This is a genomic window from Paenibacillus wynnii (genome assembly GCF_030812855.1).
Lineage (GTDB): Bacteria > Bacillota > Bacilli > Paenibacillales > Paenibacillaceae > Paenibacillus_AQ > Paenibacillus_AQ wynnii_A.
The window spans coordinates 1-17,852 of the sequence record NZ_JAUSTK010000017.1; the positions used below are offsets into that span (position 1 = coordinate 1).

Genomic DNA, 17,852 nt, shown 5'->3' on the forward strand with positions numbered 1-17,852 from the left:
TCACCGCTTGGTCCTATATGAACTCCTAAACATCTTCGTAAGGCCTCTCACGGTTGGAAACTCAAAGCCTAACATACTCCATAGTTACTACTACACTCCCAATTCCCAAGGAGTAAATCTTTAGTACAATTTATATAGTTATTATTTTACGTATATTTTAGGAACAACTATTCTACACCATATAAGCTGCAAATACCGCCGGAGGGTTTCATTCCAGCGGTATTTGCATTGCATAAGGACCAAGGGAAATAGTATTAGTTAATGAGAGCGAAGTGCTTATCGTGGACGCACAAATCGGAATCGGAAATGCTCAAGAAATGGAAGGCGCTAAGTATGGCTGCATATCTTCACGGCCATATTATAGCTGAACTAACGTTTGAAATAATCGGCCAGTCCAACTGCGATAGCCTTGGCTGCTTTTCTCTGATAGGAGGAATTTCGGACGATGCCTTCGTCATTTGGATTTGATAGAAACCCAAGCTCTATTAGAGCTGATGGCGTGCTGTTCTCTCTCAGGATGTGGTAGTCTCCAAAGGACAATCCGTTGCTCTTCAGGCCTATGCCTTGTCCAAGGCGGGTTTCAATAGCGCGGGCCAACAACAGATCTTCTGACTCTGAATAATAGAATGTTAACGTACCCGATACCTTTTTAGGTGATGAGTTGTAATGAATACTCACGAAAGCATCGGCGTTCAGTGATTCGCTAACCCCTACACGCCGGGATAAGGCGACCTTCCGGTCAGCAGTTCGGGTCATTTCTACACGTGCGCCCTCAGCCTTTAAATAGTCCCGGACGTAAAGGGCTGTTTCCAGATTCAAGTCTTTTTCCATTGTGTTATAGGTAGTGCCTAGCATTCCTGGATCGCTACCGCCATGCCCGGGATCAATGACAATCAGTTTTCCTCGTACACTACCCGAGGACTTTACAGATTGTATTGCGCTGCCCTGTGAGATTCCGCTGCGGACATATTGTGCTGCCACCCAACCCATTTCACCATTATTTGTATGAATCTTCATCCATTCGTTCTGACGAAGAAGGGGTGTTACGGAATCACCAGCCTTTAATGACCCCTCTATACTATAGGTAGTACCAGGACCGCTCCTGATTCGCAGTGAATCCGCTATTACAGTGGCTGCCGCAGTTCTGTTACCATCGGCAATATAATTAATCTCTACGATTGAACCAGTGGAGGTTGATCCGGCACTGCCTGTAAAGCTGCTGACTTTTTTTAGGTAATATCCCGCAACCCAGCCGGAGCTCCTACCAGCCTGCACCTTCATCCAACCATACTTTTCATCGGTAACGGTAACCATTGCGCCCTTTTTTAAAGAGCCTGTTACGGCAGCATTTGTGGCGGGCTCGCTGCGTACGTTCAAGAAGGTCGCATATATTTTGGCTCTATAGGCCGCTTTCGCATTTACTGTAGCCGGTCGTAGTTCAAAAATAACGAATATGTACGCAATGCATGCTGCTACGCCGATGATTTTTTTCATAGCTGAACCTCATTTCCAGAGTGAATAGAATCTTTTACCCTTTCCTAGAGGTGCAGAATACATTTTAGCTCAAATTCGTACTTTCGACTCAGTTACCAGCGAATCGTTAATGATATGGAGTTATACAATTAATTTTTGAGCGAACGGGCAGTTTTACGTAACTTAGCTGTGCAATAAACGTATACGAACTGGGAAGACATCATTTATAGGAAGGATTGGGAGAAGGATTTCCCTCGATACGTGTCGTTAAGTAAGATTAATCTTATCGACTCTGAAGAATGAAAAAGCTAAAGCTACCTGGCGAGGAGATAACATCATTGAAATCAATAATCCAACTACTGCATTTTGGCTATCATCAGGCGATGTGTTGCATATTTCCTATTGCGATCTTTGGGACTTTAGCTCTTTCTAGCGTAATAGAGGTGCCTTTCGTTTACCGTTATGATGCCATTCTTTTTATACTGATTACAGTGCAGTACCTCATGTACCGCAGTGGATTAGAGACACGCGATGAAATTAAAGTTATTTGTATATTTCACTGTATTGGTTTGTTGCTGGAAATATATAAGGTAAGGATGGGATCGTGGGCATACCCTGAGCCCGGGCTTACGAAGTTACTCGGTGTACCGCTCTATAGCGGATTCATGTATGCAAGTGTTGCAAGCTTTATGTGTCAGGTATGGCGTAGACTGAAGATGGACATGACCGGCTGGCCGGGGCTAACTTCTGCGGGATTACTAGGAGGAGCCATCTATCTGAACTTTTTCACACATCATTTTATTCCTGACTTTCGTTGGTGGCTGACGGCACTCGTGCTCATTGTTTTTTGGAGAACATGGATCATATATCGGGTACGGACCATTACTTATCGAATGCCCTTGACACTGGCTTTTTTCATAGTAGGTTTTTTCATCTGGTTAGCCGAAAATATAGCTACATTTTTTAGTGCTTGGAAATATCCTGACCAGTACCAAGCCTGGCAACTGGTTAGTTTCAGTAAGATCAGTTCGTGGTTCCTTCTGGTAATCATTAGCGTCATTATTGTTGCCCAGCTTAAACATGTTAAAGCTAGCCGGACAACGAAGATTCATGGTCCAGTTAAAGATTAAAAATAGGAGGTGAGTAATTGGAACTGATTTGAGTCCAGTATCAATAGAAAGAGCAACAAAAGAAGCAGCAACTTTCGGGGTTGAAATAAATTTTGGGGTAGCTGATTTTCGCTTGTTAGAAATAGATGTTCCAATGACGGTGTTATTCTCATTAGAATGAGGGATTACGATGAGCTGGTAAAAGAAGAGCCGAGAGTTACAGAACCACGCATTTTTGGTAAGGGTAAGCGTATTGTTTTTCAGGTTTGGGATTGGGAAGAATTAAGTCATATTTTGAAAACTGTTGGGTCTCGGATATTGTAGATTAACGGACACGATAATATCGGAGACTACTTACGCAACGGTCCGTTTGCGGAGCGTCGCTGACAACAACTTAGTCTTACTCATAAGAAAGGGCTGACCCAAAAGCCATTTGCATGGCTTTTGGGTCAGCCCCCTTAAACTCATAAGGTTTTTTCTGAGATTAAGCAGGATTATTGACGGTTTCCCCGCTGTGCAGAAGTGCGTTTTTCCAATTATGATATACATTCCAAGCCTCGCCATTATCCAGCAGGTCTTTGCAGACGTACAGCCCTTCTTCAACCGAGTTCACCTTTCCTGCAAGGTGAAGCCTAACAGCTCCGTTTAGCAGCGTCTGATTATAAAATGCCATATGTCCCCCACCCTGCATAACAGCCTCGGCTGTAATAAGCTGCTGGCGGGATGTCCATTGCATTTCAGGGACAGGTGTATCCAGTCCCATGGATTCAGGATCGATGATGCCCAATTCAGAAATACCGTTCTGAACAGAATAGACACGGGTAGGACGATCAATAAAAAGATCCTCTGAGCCTTCTGCCCCCTGAACCACAAGGGCTCTTTTGTATCCAAGTTTGATGATTAACCGTGATAACCGATCAAAGACGGTGTTGTGATAAATACCGAATACGATAAAGGGGGAATAACTATAATCAATCAGTTTTTCCGCTGTATTAAAAATAGAACGCATGCCGATTTCTTCGCGGATGCTGCGAATATCTCCAAGCGGAGGACACCATTGTTCTGCGTCTGCGAACAGCACTCCGCTTCGTTTAGCGGCAATAATAGCATCCGCCCGTGACAGGTTTCGGATATCTACTCCTGCCGCAGATATAATATCTAGTAGAGTAACTCCCCACTTGGGTGGCAATGATGATGTTCCATGTAAGGTTACCGGTAAGCCTGCTGCTGCTAACAGAAAGGAAACGGGAAACGTGGCGATGAAGGAGGATGTTCTTCCATCGTAAGGACCTGCACAATCCAGACCTTCAAGAATGGGCTCTCGGTGTGCATATTTACGACAGGCTGTGACGAAGGCTTCAAGCTCCTCGACACTTTCCAGCTTGATACGTTCCGCAATCAGAAAGGCTCCGATCTGGGCGGGAGTGGCTTTTAGTCCCAGAATGGATTCGGCAGCCAGAGTAGATTCCTCATAGGTTAAATCGCGGGCGCCCCTTTTCCCTCGGGCAACTTCTTTTAATAGGTTAATCATGTCTTGGATCCCCCTTGTGTTTGATCCTGCAGCAGTTGATACACCTTAACAATAGATGTAGCGACATCCACAATTCTCTTACGCTCGTTCATTGCTTGCTTGCGGAGTAGGTCATAGGCCTCTGATTCAGAAATATTCTTCACCTTGGACAGGATCCCCTTCGCCATATCTATCCATTTACGCTCCTCGATCTTAGATAGAAGCTGCTCACGTTCCTTAAGCCATTGCTGCCTTTCGAAGCATTGCTTGGCACTGAAATGAAGACTCCAATGAATCTCCTGCGGCTGCATTGAAGGTCCCAATATTCCATCTACTATAATGTGATCTTCGCAAGCGGCTAAGGACAAGTTGGCAGTTTCATCGGTACACCACCAAATCACCGGAGCGGTCTTTTGCTTCATTAGTAGGGTTCCCCACTCACTAATCGCTGAGATGGGTACATGAAGGATGGAAGCATCCGCCTCTTTAATCCCCGTCAGGGCTTCCTTTTCAGAGTAAGCCACTTCTACTAAATAACCGCTGGATCGGAGAATAAACTCAGGTAAAATGCACTGGGAGGAGTCTTCTATGGTTTCTCTTTTAGTCTTGCTGTTATAAATGACCAACAGGGAATGCATAGTTTGACGCCCCTTTATTCTGAAATAAGCATATGGATAAGGAAAGGTGTTTATGATGTTATATTATATAACACAAAAAAGGCTTGTTTGTCGACAAAATTAAGAATATTAAATTTTTAATGTCATAATTGTTGACGTATCATAAAAACATGTTGTATAGTCGTTTTAACAAATTAATCAATCACGGATACAACGATGTATTCGGATGAAGCGGCAATGGCGCCTGCTTACACTGATCGCAATTGGGAAACTTATGTTTCCGTGCGGAGTGAAGCGGGCTTTTCTGTTTTAAACAAGGAGAGGAGAGATATAGATATGGTAACGAACCGTAAAAAATTGGTGATGGTTGGTAACGGAATGGCGGGGGTATGGGCCATTGAGCATTTATTGAAATTAGCCCCTGATGCTTACGAGATTACAATTTTTGGTGCAGAACCACATCCTAACTACAACCGTATCATGCTGTCCTCGGTACTTGCCGGCGGAGCGGATATGGATGAAATCATTATAAATGATCTGGAGTGGTACCGGAGTCATAATATTAATCTTCATATCGGACATACGGTGACCCGAATAGATACGAAGGCTCGTAAAGTCTATTCAGATGGAGGAATAGAAGCCGGCTATGACGAGCTGATATTGGCAACAGGCTCTAATCCATTTATGCTGCCGCTTCCGGGGGCTGATAAAGAAGGCGTTATTGCTTTTCGCGATATTAACGACTGCCGGATTATGCAAGAGACAGCTAAATCTTATAAAAAAGCTGTGGTTATCGGTGGAGGACTGCTGGGATTGGAAGCAGCAAGAGGTTTGCTGCATCTGGGGATGGAAGTTTCCGTTGTTCACATCAACGAATATATTATGGAACGTCAGTTGGACGAGGCCGCATCTACCATGCTTAGGAAGGAACTGGAGCATCAAGGGATGAAGTTCCTGCTAGCCAAACAATCAGAAGCTATCTTAGGTAAGAAGCGTGTGAAGAGTTTGCTTTTCGCGGATGGAAGTATGGTTGAAGCAGATCTGCTTGTTATGGCGGTAGGGATTAAACCGAACGTTGGATTGGCGCAAAAGTCAGGGATTGAGATCAATCGCGGTATTGTGGTGAACGATTATCTGGAAACAAATATTCCCGGCGTCTACGCTCTCGGAGAATGCGCAGAGCATCGGGGGATCGCTTATGGACTTGTTGCTCCTCTATATGAGCAAGGCGCTGTGCTTGCCAAAAGATTAGCGGGTGCACCTACAGAGGGCTATGCAGGATCTGTTACTTCTACCAAGCTTAAAGTATCCGGAGTTAATGTATTTTCAGCAGGACAATTTATTGAACCTGAGGGTTCGCGGGCACTCCGTTATCAGGATGAAATCGACGGTGTATATAAAAAGCTCGTAATTCAAGACGATAAGCTGATCGGTGCCGTATTATTCGGAGATACCAGTGACGGTGCTCAGTTCTTCTCAATGATTAAGAAGGGAGAAGATATTAAAGGCAGAGAAAAGGAACTGTTGCTTGGAATATCTGCCGATGCTCTGTCCTCTTCACCGAATAATCGTCTGGAAGGAATGGCCGATGATGAGATCATCTGTGGATGTAACGGTGTATCCAAGGGTGCGATTGCTGAAGCCATTCAATCCGGGGGCTGCACCAGTGTTGGGGAGATCAAAGCCTGTACCAAAGCCTCTGCATCCTGCGGCGGTTGCAAACCGTTAGTCGAGGGACTGCTTCAATTATATGCGGGAGATGCGGCTGTATCAGTCAAAGAAGGAATTTGCGGCTGTACAACATTGAACCGTGATGAGATTGTCTCTGAGATTAAAAGGATGGAGCTTAAGACCGTTAAAGAAGTAATGAATGTGCTGGAATGGACGAATGATGAAGGCTGTGCGAAGTGCCGTCCGTCCCTCAATTATTACCTTGGGATGCTGTGGCCTGAAGAGTACGTGGATGAGAAGGAATCGCGGTTCACGAACGAACGCTACCACGCTAATATTCAGAAGGATGGAACGTACTCTGTAGTTCCCCGCATTTATGGAGGAGTTACTTCTCCAACCGAGCTGAAAAAGATCGCTGAAATCGCTGAAAAATTCGATGTGCCGCTGGTGAAATTCACAGGTGGACAACGATTGGATCTGCTTGGTGTGAAGAAAGAAGATCTGCCTAAGATGTGGGAGGAACTTGATATGCCTTCCGGTCATGCTTACGGCAAAACATTGCGGACTGTAAAAACCTGTGTAGGATCGACCTTCTGCCGCTTCGGGACTCAGGATGCCATAGCGATGGGAATACGTCTGGAGAAAGAATTTGAACGTCTGACGGCTCCGGCGAAGGTGAAGCTTGCCGTATCGGGCTGCCCGCGGAACTGTGCGGAAGCAACAATTAAGGACTTTGGTGTCGTAGCCATTGATGGAGGCTGGGAGCTTCATATTGGAGGTAATGGCGGTGTACATGTACGTGCCACTGACCTGCTCTGCGTAGTGAAGACTGAGGATGAAGTAGTAGAATGGGCTAGCGCCTTCCTTCAATATTATCGTGAGAATGCCGGTTGGAATGAGCGTACATCGATCTGGGTAGAACGTGTTGGGGTTGAGAGCGTGAAGAAGGCGCTTGAGAACCGTGAGGAACGCCTTGCGCTGCAGGAAAGAATTCAGACTACACTCAACCTGACTACGGATCCTTGGAAGGAAATCGTTAATGAACCGGAGCTGCGCAAAAATTTCGAGCCCATTGCACCAATAGAAATATATAAATAGGGGGAAGCGAGCCATGACTATGACCAAGATGCTGGTAGGAAACGTAACGGATATTGACCGCAAGGGATCACGTACCTTCAAATACAACGACATTGAAATTGCTTTGTTCCGTCTATCTGATGGTCAGGTGTTAGCCGTAGAAAATAAATGCCCTCATAAAGGAGGAGCGTTGTCCGAAGGGATGGTATGCGGAACAAAGGTTCATTGTCCATTGCATGACTGGAAAATTGACCTTCACAGCGGAGTTGTACAGGAACCGGACACTGGTTGCGTTATAACCTTCGATGTAGAAGTGGATCCGAACAGCGGTTCTGTGTATTTAACGGTGTGAAAAATCGGGATAATTAGGGGGAGCGCTTATGGACTATGTGAAACCAAGTGATAACACTGCTGAAGGACGCAAAGAGACGGTCGTTTTCAAAAATGCTGCTCTGGATAAAAGATTATGAAGCCGGGGAGTGTGGCAATTGTAGGTGCCGGCCCTGGAGATCCCGAGCTCATTACCCTTAAAGCCGTGTATCGTATTCAAGAGGCAGAAGTCATCCTTTATGATCGGTTAGTTAATGAAGAATTGCTCAACTATGCTAAGCCGGATGCTGTACTCATCTACTGTGGCAAATCGCCGGGAAATCATTCGATGCCCCAGCGGAAAATAGAGCAATATATGGTTCGATACGCCCGTGAGGGGAAGAAGGTTGTGAGACTTAAGGGAGGCGATCCTTTCGTATTTGGGAGAGGAGGCGAGGAGGCGTTGGCTATGGCTGAAGCCGGTATTGCTTATGAGGTTGTGCCTGGGATAACCTCTGCAATTGGCGCAGCAGCCTCCGCAGGTATTCCCTTGACTCACCGTGGCCTGGCGGCTTCCTTCACGATCGTGACTGGCAGCCGCTGCAGCGACCATGAGTCTCCTGTACAATGGGACCAACTTGTACGGAGTTCCGATACAATCGTCGTCTATATGGGTATCAGTCAGTTTAGTGAAATTCGGGAGCAGCTACTTCTGCATGGAAAGAGTGGGCTCACTCCTGTAGCTGTAATTGAGAACGGCACAACCACTCGTCAACGCACGCTTACCGGAACACTTAACAATATTGAAAAGCTGCTTTCTGCTACTAAAATAGGCAATCCTGCGCTTATTATAATTGGTGAAGTGGTAAAGGTGAGAGAACAGCTGTTGAAAATAGAAGTTGAGGCAAGATCTCAAATTGGATAATCTATCACTGCAATAAAGCACCATTTGGCTGTATCTATCTGGATACAATCAAGGGTGCTTTTTGTTGTCTATTCCTATAAGCAGCACAAGCATTCAGAAAAGAGAGAGCATTTAATATAGAGAGAGGATGTGATGATATGACCAAGGCGGAGTTTATAGCGACTATCACTCCGTTAGCTATACAAAGTATGCAGCGGAGTAAAGTTCCTGCATCGCTGATCATAGCCCAAGGTGCTCTGGAATCGGCTTGGGGGAACAGCGGTTTAACGGTTAAAGCTAACAATTTATTTGGAATCAAAGGTAGCGGCTCAGCTGGTAGTGTAACAGCTCAGACTACCGAATATGTGAAAGGGAAGGCAGTTAAAGTGAATGCCGCTTTTCGTGCTTATAACCATTGGGGTGAATCTATTTCGGACCATTCTGAGATTCTTGTAAAAGGAGTTTCCTGGAATCGTAATTTGTACAGCAAGGTAATTGGGGCAACAGGTAAAATAGCGGCCAGAGAGGTTGCAGCAGCCGGATATGCTACAGACCCTAACTATGCAGCGAAGCTGATCGACATCATGGACATGTACAATCTTTATCAATATGACAATCAACTAGAGGGGGAGGATGAAATGTCAGCTGAAGACAAGAAAGAGCTTGCGGATTTAAAAGCAGAGTTACAGGAAATGAGACAGGCATTGATTAAGCTAGAACAACATATGTCTTTAATGGAAAGCCGATCTGCTATGAGCATTCCTTCTTGGGCAGAGCCTGCAGTAAAAGCAGCTCTTTCAGCGGGGCTTCTGGGTACACCGGAAGGGGGCAGCTATGACTTTTATCGAACTCTAACTGTTCTGAATCGCGCCGGTCTATTAGTAAAAGATAAGGAGGGATAAACAACCATGAACAATGAGGCTTTAAATGGAGTTCTGGCCTTTGCTTCAGTATTGGCGGTGTTCGTACTTGCACTGGTGCAGCTTGTGAAAAACACAGTAAATCTTCCGCGTAATATTGTTCCTGTCGTGGGGCTGGTGATTGGACTGTTGGTCGGTGTTCTTGCTTATCCATTTACTCCGATGGACCTTGTGCTTCGTCTATGGTCTGGGGGGCTCGCCGGATTATCGGCTACAGGTTTGTTTGAATTAGCTTTCAACAAGAGGGATGGCACCAAGAAGGATGATTAGTAGGAGACGGTATTCTTGTTACTGAATAATTCATGAAGGAAACCCGCCAGGACTAAAGTTTGACGGGTTTTTTTGGGCTCTTTCTCAAAATCAGTGCTAGACTTTCCGTTTGCTTCACTGTACTGGAGACGATTTCGATCTAACTTCGCCTGATGCTCACCGGGTTTGGGGAATTACGCCTTACAGTAGCCGATTCGGGGTTGCGGACGAGTCCTTCGGCGAATTAGAGGGGAAAATGCCCGCTAATACCGACCGAAACGACTTTATTTTGAGATGAAAGGGAAAATATCCCTCTAATCTTAGCCATGCCGCCCCAACGAGGTAAATCCTCAAAATTAGCGGGCGAAATCCCTTCTAATTATCCAAACGGGGTGCCGGGCACAGAAATAGAGGGGGAAAATCCCTCTATTTGGATATAACGGCTTTCTGTCCTTCCCGTCACCTGTCAAGCACTGATTTTGGTGTTGAGCCTTTTTTTGATGGCTATATATTGATCTCCTGAATAAGCTCGCATGAATCATTTCGCACATTTCCTACAGTAGCTGCAACAGGATAGGCTCTCATTTGATCTGCATCATATGGAATTAATAGCTTCTTTAGAGCCGAAGTCTCTTGATTATCACGTCTAAGCCATTCTTCCTCATCTTCAGTTCGCAGGATAACCGGCATACGGTTGTGGATATCTGCCATAAGCTGGTTCGGTGAAGTGGTTATTATGGTGCAGGTGCTTAATTTCTTGCCTTCTGTATTTACCCAGATATCATAAAGTCCAGCCATCGAAAAAATCCCCCCGTTCCTCAAGACAATTCTCATGGGTTGTTTCCTGCTGTTTTGCTGCTGCCATTCGTAGAACCCGTCAGATGGAATAATACAACGCCGGGTGCTTAGGAGGCGCTTGAAGGATGTTTTTTCCAGTAGTGTTTCCGCGCGGGCATTAATCATCTTACTGCCACTTTTATCATCCTTAGCCCAAGAAGGGACAAGGCCCCAGCGGAGTTCGCCCAATCGGTTCTTCTTACCGTCATGAATAATTGCAGGAACCTGCTGCGTAGGAGCCATATTGTATTTTGGTGCATAGTGGATGATTGTGGAGTCGTTTATTAAATATCTATACATCAGTTCTTCCATGGAGACAGTGATGGTGTAACGTCCACACATTTGTGAGTTGTCCTCCCTGGTTTTTGGGTCTATTTTACGCTATTTTATGAAAAAAATAAATTAAACCCAATCGACATGCCAGATCCCTACATATCCTGTGGTTGTACTTTACTAAAAGGAGGAATCATTCATGAGTGAAAATATTGGCGGATACGGTGGAGTTGGAGGAGCATTTACATCTACAGGTGCCATTCTGGTGCTCTTCATCTTGCTGGTCATCATTTCTAAATCCTTTCTGGTTTAAATCTAAACTTTGTATACAGGTAAGTAGTTTTGAAGGAGTCTTACGGGAAACCGTAAGCTCCTTTTTTTAACATTGCTTAATACATGCAGTCCTGGATATAATACAAACGTACGTTCCTATTTATCGGAGGTGTGAGTGTGCTGGATGATACTCCGCGAAAGCTGCTGCGTATCCTGTATCACTTCTCTAGTCATTACAAGCGAATGCCTACCTTATCGGAGCTTGGGAGGTTAAGTGGAAGGTCGAACATTAAGATTAGAGAGGGCATGCAGACCTTAGCCGAACAAAACTATATTGAATGGAATCGGAAGATGCCTGTAGAGAAGGCTGTAATCATTGAAGATTGGGAAAGACCTGATCCTTCGGCGAAGCAACAGGGTGAGGGGCAGATCCACCAGCAGACGAGAACGACGGGGAATACGGATTACTGGCTCTATTATTAAGGAGGGATCTTGTGAGAAGCAAAAAGCTGGATAACATTTGGGAGTGCAGCAGGTTTATGCTCCCCGAGCATGAACGGCGGATACAGTATGATAACCGCGATCGGGAGATGCGTACGAAACCTGAACTAGACGAACAGGAGATAGGAAGCATTGAGCAGATCTTAGCAAAATCAATAGAGGATCACAGTGCGGTTACCCTAACCTTATTCCGGCCGGAGAGGGATCAAGAGTACCGGGGAATCGTAATGTCCGTAGACCGGCATTTAATGAGGATAAAATTACGTTGGTCTGATGAACATTGGGATTGGATACCCATCGGCGATATTATTAATGCATATGTATAAATGTACATAAAAATCGGGCGCCCCTTTCGGAGCGCCCTTTCATGGGAGAGGAGAAACCGGACGAAGAGCTTATGGGGAAACGTAAGCTTGCTCCGCGGTTGTCTACGACATTTTGCGATGTCGATAATTACATGATGTCCCGGTAGAGGAAGTCTTATACATACCTTTTTCATTAATTACATCTTTGCGCCGCCTAAGACGCACAATCATTTTTATTTAATGGCTTGAATGTGGTACGATAGGCGTGGACTTATGGCCTGTTTGGCATAATAAAACAGAGATATAGAGCGGGTGGATGACAGTGAGAGTTGTATCGGGCAGTGCCAAGGGGAGACCCTTGAAAAGTGTGCCTGGGAGCGGGACGCGTCCCACGACCGACAAGGTCAAAGAAGCGTTATTTAGTATGATCGGCCCTTATTTTGAGGGTGGAGCAGCACTGGATTTATTCGCCGGTACAGGAGGCCTCGGTATCGAAGCACTTAGTAGAGGCATGGAAAGTGCAGTGTTTGTAGACATGGAACCCAAAAGTATCGACACGATACGTGCCAACCTGAAGGCTACTGGCCTGGAGTCACGGGCGGAAGTGTACCGCAATGATGCCGGAAGAGCGCTAAGTGCCATGGAGAAACGTGAGCGGTCCTTTGATCTTGTTTTTTTGGATCCGCCTTACCGTCTTAAACATGGAGATGAGCTTATGTGCAGTATGGCGGCCAAAGGCTTGCTGCAGGCCGAGGCGCTGGTCGTTCTTGAACATGAATCCAGCTATGCTTATCCTGAGCATATTCCGGGGTTTTATAGGCTGCGGCAGGCAGCATATGGGGAGACAACGATTTCTATTTATCAGTATGAAGCCGCGGGCGAGAATGTAGCTGAGAACGGCGAGGAGGACCAAGATGAGTCTGCAAATTAGAAAAGAGCGTGTCGCAATATACCCGGGAACCTTTGATCCGGTAACTATGGGACATATGGATATTATTCATCGGGCAGCCAAACAATTCGATCGTCTGATCGTAGCTGTTCTCAATAATTTAAGCAAAAACCCTTTGTTTTCGGTGGAGGAACGTACAGATTTGCTGCGTCAGGCTACTATTAATATCCCTAATGTGGAAATCGACAGCTTTCGGGATCTGTTAGTCAACTACGTTCGGCAAAAAGATGCTCAAGTGATTGTACGCGGCATCCGCACGGTTACCGACTTTGAATACGAATTGCAAAATGCTTCTATTAATCATAACCTTGACCCTGATGCAGAAACGATATTTATGATGACCAATCCTAGATATTCCTATCTTAGCTCCAGTGTAGTTAAGGAAATTGCTCACTTTGGCGGAAATGTGAATGATTTCGTGACCCCAGAGGTTGAACAGGCCATGAAGCGGAAATTCAGTCAAAACGGCGCCGGAAAAAAGTAACTGCAGCTACAATCGCCGAGAGCATCAACAGCGACAGCATAAGCAGGAGTTGCAAACCGAACAGATTCGGAATAGAGCTCCATAACGTTGAAAAGCGGATCCACCCTGCTTGAGCGGTCTCAGGACTTGCAAAGGTGGGCAACACCGCCTCTTGGATGGACATGAAGGGTCTCCAGAGCACCATGGTCAACATGAATGCATATAGGCCGTGCAATAGACGAACTGCGGCAAAGGGAAGGAAACGGATTTGTGCCGGTTTTAGCACTGTCATAACCTGAAGATGGGCACAGAGTCCGCTCCATCCGATTGCGGCAGACAGTAAAGCTACGCTGAACATTCCTGCTGATGCAGCCGGAGCTGTAATACTAACCTCACTTAGTGTACGGGCACCGAGATGAATTTCCAGCAGCCCGGAAGTAAGTGTTTCTGGCAGCTCCGGCAATAGTCCTTGCACAATGCTGATAACTACAGCGAACATGATCATATATCCACCTACAATCATCAAGCTCTGTACAGAGCTGCCAACAGAATCTCCGAGCAGCTTGCCGAAGCTGCGGCCGTCCTGCAAGCGGGCTTCAGTGGCAGCGTGAACCACTTGTGTAAACAGTGGTTTTTTATTAGGTGAATTCGATTGAATAGGGCTTTTCTGGTCTGGAATCTGCGGTGATCCCCTCAACAGGGTTACGGTAAAGCCTGCGAGCAACCCAGAGAGCCAATGTATAACAAGCAACCCATATCCTGCTGCAGGGCTGTGTAGGAACGCTACACCCACTACGATCAGGAGTGTAACGGGGCTGGCGAAGTGTACCAGTGCTGCCAGTCTTCCAGCCTCCTTGTCCGTAATGCTGCCCTGCTTGTGCAACTGAAGCACCCCCTGAGCGCCTCCGGGGAAACCTGTGGTTAATCCCATCCACAAAGTCCAGCCTCCGGCACCTGGCAAACGGAATACACGACGCATTAAGGGTTCGAGCATTACACCTAAGCCGTGTGTGAAACCGGATGCTGTCAGCATTTCAGATAGAATCAGGAAGGGCAGCAACGCTGGGAATACCAAATTCCACCATAGCTTCAAGCCCCGCAAGGAAGCCTGGAAGGAAGTTTCGGGGCTGGACACAATGGCTACAGCCAGCAGAATGGCGAAGGCTCCCGAGAGGTAGGGGGCCGTGTCTGAAGCGATCCGGCGTATTTTAACGTTCATTATATATTCACCTCTTCATATCTTAAAGGCAGGGTTTGTATGATATCACTTTATGCAAGTGAGACAACCATCATGCCAAGCTGTGAACATCGAATCACATTAAGAAGTCTGCAAAGCTAGAGTGTCACAGGAAAGAAGGGACAAATGGTGAAACAGATGAGACAGCGGACAGGTTTTCGCACCACAGTATACTTGTTTACGCTAATTGTGCTTACTTATGTATTTGTGTTTATGGGAACGCCATATATCGTGTATCAACCCGGAAGCGCATCAGAAGTAGCCCCTTTAATTAAGGTGGAAAACGGGGATGCTGCTGAAAAGGGAACGTTCATGATGACTACGGTGTCCGCGAGCTATGCTAATGTAGCTCTGTTAGTTGCCTCTGTGTTTAATTCCAATGCGGAAGTTGTCCCGAAAGAGACGAGACTTGGAGAAAAAAGTGAGGAAGAATATGCAGCGGTCCAAGTTTTTAACATGGACAGTTCCCAATCCTATGCTGTGCAGGCAGCCTACCATGCTGCAGACATTCCTTATAAGAATGAACCGGATTATTTATTTGTTTACTCCGTCCCTGCTGAAGGGAACCGTGTGCAATTTCAGCCGGGAGACAGGATTATCAGTGTTGCCGGTAACAGAATGCCGGATTCGGAAGCTTTGACCTCTCTGCTGGCTGCCAAAAGTATCGGCGATAAGGTTACTGTTACTTTGCTGCGGGACGGTAAAAAGCTGACAGAGGAAGTCCAGCTAATTGAAGTTAAAGACAGCAAAGATGCCGCAGGGCGTCCGGGACTTGGGGTCATAATTGCAGCGGTGCAGAAGGTGGAAGCGAAGGAATCCGGCAAAAAGGTGAGCTTCACAGTAAAGGATGTAGGCGGACCCTCAGCAGGGTTAATGTTTACTATGGAAATCTTAAGCCAGCTGACCCCCGGGGATTTGACAAAAGGGTACAAGGTAGCAGGCACGGGTACCATTGATCCGGAGGGGAAAGTGGGTCCCATCGGGGGCGTGAAGCACAAAATTGTGGCTGCAGACCGTGAAAAAGCGGAAATTTTCTTCGTACCTGCTGGCAACTATAAGGAAGCAAAGGCAAAAGCGGACAAAATTGGTACTACAATGAAGCTGGTTTCTGTATCCGCATTGAGCGATGCACTGGATTATATGAAAAGCCTTCCGGTCAAACCCTGACCGGCGGCTCTAAATAATCGCGGTACAAATCGCTCCGTAGCGGAGAGCGAAAGGCGCCTGCATACGCGGCAGAGGCCTGCAGGTCGCGTACCAACTGGGGATGAGAGCAAAGTGCGGGCCGCATAACAATCGGGAGGGTGGCGCTTTTTTTCATCTTTTTCAAAAGCGGCCTGCCGCTCTCTCTAAAACCAAGCACGCGGATATATCCTGGGCCTTGTCCCAGAATGGAAGGAGAGAATTCATTCTTGGGATGATTCAGCAGCGTATGCACCAGCATACGCTGAAGCCGTGTCCGCGTGTAGCGTTTACTCTTTAGAACATCCAGCAGACTGGACACACTGAAGTGATCTAGCTCCGTCATAACACGCAGCAGTCTATTCTCCAGTCCCTCATTCATGTCCTGAAAAGTCTCCAGCTCCGCAGAGGTATGTGTGGAGAGCAGGTGGCGTAGCGTAATGGAGAAGTTCTCTAAAGTGATGGGGCCGCGGCCGGCGGCTTTTTCCCGTTCCATAATGCGTAAGCTGTAATCCGGCATGAAGGAGTTGGGAGCACCCCCTTCTTGAAGCAGTGAACGGATTGCAGTCGCACTGGCAATAGCTGAGTCTGTCTGTAAGGGGTCATGGAATCCGGCGCCTGTACGTGGTACGGTCAAAGGCTTAATCTGGCTGTGAAGCCGCCGCAGAGCGATGAGGTAATGGAGCCCTAAGCTGTTGTTTGGCTGGCGAAGTAACTCTCCTATAGAATCTGAGCCAGTAGACTCTAAAGGGCTGAAGACTTCAGAGTGGTCTAATGGGCTGCTCATCTGGGCGGGCTGCTGCCCACGTAGATTCTCGCTCCACATAGAAGCGGTTGCAGCGCTGAAAGCGGCGGGGAAACTCTCGCCGAGTGACAATCTGTGGCGAATGGCACTCTGCAGCTCGCTGCTTTCTTCAGCAAGATAGTCAGCTAAAGGGAGCAGTTGCTCCAGGGCCCCCGCTTCGGAGCCAAAACAAAGGCTGTCCACAACACCCGTTGCTTCCAGCAGTGAAACTGCACCGAATGCGAACCATTCGGCGGGTTGTACCGCGTAAGCCACGGGAAGCTCAATGACGACATCGGCTCCCATGTGAAGCGCCATTTCAGTTCGAGCATACTTACTCACCGCCGCCGGTTCTCCACGCTGTGTGAAAGGCCCACTCATGATCACAATGGTGCTTTCTGCGCCGGCCAGTTTTTTGGATTCCATGAAATGATGGACATGCCCGTTATGTAAAGGATTATATTCTGCTATAATTCCTAGAGTGGTCACAGTGGATTCGCTCCTTTTATGCTGATAATAGAGTGTTTTAATTATTTATTATTAGTTATATCATAAATTGCACCCTTATCTGAAACAATATAAAGGGAAAATGGTTGACAAAGCTCTGCTTTGATAGGTATAATAAATTTTGTTTGTTTGGAGTGATATGGTAATGGAAATTCACTTTCGCAAATTAGCGAATGCCGACGAGCCTCAACAAATCCATGAGACTGTGGATGTAAGTAAGGTTGTCAAAGGGCGCAAGGATATTCTGGCTGTTGCACCGCTCTCAGTGGAACTTAAAGCGCTGCCCGCGGGTACCGATTGTGTGAACGTGGTGGGGAAGCTGAGTGGAGATGTGGACATGTTATGTTCACGCTGTCTCAATGAGGTCAAGAGTGTTTTGAACATTCCTTTCGCTGAGACTTTCAAGTGGCTTAAGCAGCCGGTTCTTCCAGAAGATGGAGATGATGAACTCATTTACATCAAGGATGAGAGTGTGGACCTTATCCCGTACGTGGAAGAAAATTTCGTACTGCACTTACCGGATGCGGTATTGTGCAAGGCAGACTGTCTTGGTCTTTGTCAGAAATGCGGACAGAACTTGAACGAAGGCACCTGCAGTTGCGACAACACAGTGATCGATCCTCGACTCGCTGGGTTGAAAAACTTTTTCAAATGAGCATGAATGAGACCGACATCCCGCCGTTTGCGCGGGTTGAAACAGAA

The 17,852-nt window shown here is 46.5% G+C and carries 19 protein-coding genes; 13 read left to right on the forward strand and 6 right to left on the reverse strand.

The window, feature by feature from the left end:
- Window positions 1–369: 369 nt before the first annotated feature.
- Complete coding sequence (locus J2T20_RS16085) at window positions 370–1,494, reverse strand: N-acetylmuramoyl-L-alanine amidase (RefSeq protein ID WP_307589988.1); 1,125 nt, start codon at window positions 1,492–1,494, stop codon at window positions 370–372.
- 278 nt (window positions 1,495–1,772) lie between these two features.
- Here J2T20_RS16085 and J2T20_RS16090 point away from each other — a divergent pair, with 278 nt between their 5' ends.
- On the forward strand, window positions 1,773–2,603 hold the full coding sequence (locus J2T20_RS16090; RefSeq protein ID WP_373457814.1) for a DUF817 domain-containing protein: 831 nt from the start codon (window positions 1,773–1,775) through the stop codon (window positions 2,601–2,603).
- A 463-nt stretch (window positions 2,604–3,066) separates the two neighbouring features.
- Here J2T20_RS16090 and J2T20_RS16095 read toward each other — a convergent pair whose 3' ends face one another.
- The gene (locus tag J2T20_RS16095; protein WP_307589992.1) at window positions 3,067–4,113 is read right to left on the reverse strand and encodes an anthranilate phosphoribosyltransferase; all 1,047 of its coding nucleotides are present in this window, start codon (window positions 4,111–4,113) and stop codon (window positions 3,067–3,069) included.
- Entirely contained in the window at window positions 4,110–4,730 is a 621-nt protein-coding gene (locus J2T20_RS16100; protein ID WP_307589994.1) for an ANTAR domain-containing response regulator, read from the reverse strand. The genes J2T20_RS16095 and J2T20_RS16100 overlap by 4 nt, the downstream gene beginning before the upstream one ends.
- A gap of 315 nt (window positions 4,731–5,045) precedes the next feature.
- Between J2T20_RS16100 and nirB the strand changes: the two genes are divergently transcribed.
- The 5 genes from nirB to J2T20_RS16125 all read left to right on the forward strand — a co-directional run bounded on the left by nirB (window position 5,046) and on the right by J2T20_RS16125 (window position 9,860).
- Window positions 5,046–7,478 carry a nitrite reductase large subunit NirB gene (gene nirB, locus J2T20_RS16105; RefSeq protein WP_307589996.1) on the forward strand — a complete coding sequence of 811 codons (2,433 nt, stop codon included), beginning with the start codon at window positions 5,046–5,048 and terminating at the stop codon, window positions 7,476–7,478.
- A gap of 19 nt (window positions 7,479–7,497) precedes the next feature.
- Entirely contained in the window at window positions 7,498–7,809 is a 312-nt protein-coding gene (gene nirD, locus J2T20_RS16110; protein ID WP_307590190.1) for a nitrite reductase small subunit NirD, read from the forward strand.
- Between the two features lie 114 nt (window positions 7,810–7,923).
- Window positions 7,924–8,691 (forward strand): uroporphyrinogen-III C-methyltransferase, encoded by a 768-nt coding sequence (cobA, locus tag J2T20_RS16115; protein WP_307589998.1) that lies wholly within the window; start codon window positions 7,924–7,926, stop codon window positions 8,689–8,691.
- A 137-nt stretch (window positions 8,692–8,828) separates the two neighbouring features.
- Entirely contained in the window at window positions 8,829–9,572 is a 744-nt protein-coding gene (locus J2T20_RS16120; RefSeq protein ID WP_307590000.1) for a glycoside hydrolase family 73 protein, read from the forward strand.
- A 6-nt stretch (window positions 9,573–9,578) separates the two neighbouring features.
- Window positions 9,579–9,860, forward strand: coding sequence for a holin (locus tag J2T20_RS16125; protein ID WP_307590002.1), 282 nt, complete (start codon window positions 9,579–9,581; stop codon window positions 9,858–9,860).
- Between the two features lie 483 nt (window positions 9,861–10,343).
- Here J2T20_RS16125 and J2T20_RS16130 read toward each other — a convergent pair whose 3' ends face one another.
- Window positions 10,344–11,018 carry an SOS response-associated peptidase gene (locus tag J2T20_RS16130; RefSeq protein WP_307590004.1) on the reverse strand — a complete coding sequence of 225 codons (675 nt, stop codon included), beginning with the start codon at window positions 11,016–11,018 and terminating at the stop codon, window positions 10,344–10,346.
- A gap of 130 nt (window positions 11,019–11,148) precedes the next feature.
- On the opposite strand from J2T20_RS16130, the gene J2T20_RS16135 reads away from it, so the two are divergent.
- From J2T20_RS16135 to coaD, 5 genes are all read left to right on the forward strand, one after another.
- The gene (locus tag J2T20_RS16135) at window positions 11,149–11,262 is read left to right on the forward strand and encodes a YjcZ family sporulation protein (RefSeq protein ID WP_307590006.1); all 114 of its coding nucleotides are present in this window, start codon (window positions 11,149–11,151) and stop codon (window positions 11,260–11,262) included.
- Between the two features lie 137 nt (window positions 11,263–11,399).
- Window positions 11,400–11,705, forward strand: coding sequence for a hypothetical protein (locus J2T20_RS16140; protein ID WP_307590008.1), 306 nt, complete (start codon window positions 11,400–11,402; stop codon window positions 11,703–11,705).
- Window positions 11,706–11,716: 11 nt separating this feature from the next.
- Window positions 11,717–12,049 carry a YolD-like family protein gene (locus tag J2T20_RS16145; RefSeq protein ID WP_307590010.1) on the forward strand — a complete coding sequence of 111 codons (333 nt, stop codon included), beginning with the start codon at window positions 11,717–11,719 and terminating at the stop codon, window positions 12,047–12,049.
- Between the two features lie 301 nt (window positions 12,050–12,350).
- The gene (gene rsmD, locus J2T20_RS16150; protein WP_307590012.1) at window positions 12,351–12,959 is read left to right on the forward strand and encodes a 16S rRNA (guanine(966)-N(2))-methyltransferase RsmD; all 609 of its coding nucleotides are present in this window, start codon (window positions 12,351–12,353) and stop codon (window positions 12,957–12,959) included.
- Window positions 12,943–13,461 (forward strand): pantetheine-phosphate adenylyltransferase, encoded by a 519-nt coding sequence (gene coaD, locus J2T20_RS16155; RefSeq protein WP_307590014.1) that lies wholly within the window; start codon window positions 12,943–12,945, stop codon window positions 13,459–13,461. The genes rsmD and coaD overlap by 17 nt, the downstream gene beginning before the upstream one ends.
- On the opposite strand, the gene J2T20_RS16160 is transcribed toward coaD, so the two are convergent.
- Window positions 13,433–14,659: a nucleoside recognition domain-containing protein gene (locus J2T20_RS16160; RefSeq protein WP_307590016.1), complete on the reverse strand. Its 1,227-nt coding sequence runs from the start codon at window positions 14,657–14,659 to the stop codon at window positions 13,433–13,435. The genes coaD and J2T20_RS16160 overlap by 29 nt on opposite strands.
- A gap of 147 nt (window positions 14,660–14,806) precedes the next feature.
- Between J2T20_RS16160 and J2T20_RS16165 the strand changes: the two genes are divergently transcribed.
- Window positions 14,807–15,844 carry a SepM family pheromone-processing serine protease gene (locus J2T20_RS16165; protein WP_307590192.1) on the forward strand — a complete coding sequence of 346 codons (1,038 nt, stop codon included), beginning with the start codon at window positions 14,807–14,809 and terminating at the stop codon, window positions 15,842–15,844.
- Here J2T20_RS16165 and J2T20_RS16170 read toward each other — a convergent pair.
- The gene (locus tag J2T20_RS16170; protein ID WP_307590018.1) at window positions 15,834–17,132 is read right to left on the reverse strand and encodes a nucleotidyltransferase; all 1,299 of its coding nucleotides are present in this window, start codon (window positions 17,130–17,132) and stop codon (window positions 15,834–15,836) included. The genes J2T20_RS16165 and J2T20_RS16170 overlap by 11 nt on opposite strands.
- A gap of 163 nt (window positions 17,133–17,295) precedes the next feature.
- Here J2T20_RS16170 and J2T20_RS16175 point away from each other — a divergent pair, with 163 nt between their 5' ends.
- A complete protein-coding gene (locus J2T20_RS16175; RefSeq protein ID WP_307590020.1) occupies window positions 17,296–17,805 on the forward strand; it encodes a YceD family protein in 510 nt (169 codons plus the stop codon).
- Window positions 17,806–17,852 lie beyond the last annotated feature (47 nt).